The organism is Streptomyces millisiae (assembly GCF_031845425.1).
GTDB lineage: Bacteria > Actinomycetota > Actinomycetes > Streptomycetales > Streptomycetaceae > Streptomyces > Streptomyces millisiae.
Genome location: NZ_JAVREM010000268.1, coordinates 1 through 465, shown reverse-complemented (window position 1 = coordinate 465; position 465 = coordinate 1). Strand labels below are relative to the sequence as shown.

Here is a 465-nt window from a genome sequence, read left to right as displayed (position 1 = left end):
GCTCGAAGACGTGAGCACGCCGGACTTCTGATGGCGCAGCGAACATGACGACCGGATCCCACGGCGAGATCCAGCTCGAAAATGACTGGTTCCGTGTGACTCAGTGGACGATCGACCCGGGTGGTGCGATTCCGATGCACCGGCACGATCACGAGTACGTGGTTGTCCCACTGGTCACCGACACCATGCATGTCGTCACCGCCGACGGTACCGAGATCGTCGCAGAACTCGTCGCCGGCCAGAGCTATTCACGCCCGGCGGGTTCCGAGCACACCGTCGAGAATCGCGGTGACCTCCAACCGATCGTCTTCGTCGAAGTGGAGCGACTCTCCTAGCATCCGGTGTGACGCGCGCATCACCTCCCGGAGTGCGCTTCAGGGCCCTGACGGGCGGTTTTCCCCCGAATTGGGGGACGACGGGAGGCTGCCGCGCCCATAATCTCGTTGCCATGGCGCACAACGGAAA

The 465-nt window shown here is 63.0% G+C and carries 1 protein-coding gene; it reads left to right on the top strand.

Annotated elements, in window-relative coordinates; genetic code table 11:
• Positions 1–44 precede the first annotated feature (44 nt).
• Positions 45–335, top strand: coding sequence for a cupin domain-containing protein (locus tag RNC47_RS36610; RefSeq protein ID WP_090427693.1), 291 nt, complete (start codon positions 45–47; stop codon positions 333–335).
• Positions 336–465 lie beyond the last annotated feature (130 nt).